General features: G+C 74.1%; 1 protein-coding gene. It reads right to left on the bottom strand.

The annotated features are described in order from the left end of the window. A partial coding sequence (locus tag ACLZOT_RS51000) for an AMP-binding protein (protein WP_416976118.1) occupies nucleotides 1–332 on the bottom strand: 332 nt, incomplete at both ends.

The raw sequence follows: 332 nt of genomic DNA, 5'->3' as shown, positions 1-332 counted from the left end.
GCGGTGGTGCCGGAGGTGAAGTAGAGCATCAGCGGGTCGTCGGCGGCGGTCGGCCCGTCGGCGGTGAACTCGGCGGAGGCGGCGTAGGCGTCCTCGTACGTCTGCCACCCGTCCGTCGCCCCGCCCACGCTGACGCGGGTGTACCGGCCGGGCACATCGTCGAACTTGCCGGTGTCCTCGGCCCGCACCAGCGCGTGCCGGACACGTCCGCGCTCCACCCGGTCGCGCAGGTCGGCCGGGCCGAGCAGCGGGGTGGCCGGGATGACGACGGCGCGCAGCTTCATGGCGGCGAGGGCGATCTCCCACAGCTCGGCCTGGTTGCCGAGCATGAC

Origin of the sequence: Streptomyces sp. 4F14, from assembly GCF_048159485.1 — a bacterium.
In the GTDB taxonomy this organism is placed as follows: Bacteria; Actinomycetota; Actinomycetes; order Streptomycetales; family Streptomycetaceae; genus Streptomyces.
This window is presented reverse-complemented; position numbering and strand designations above follow the sequence as displayed.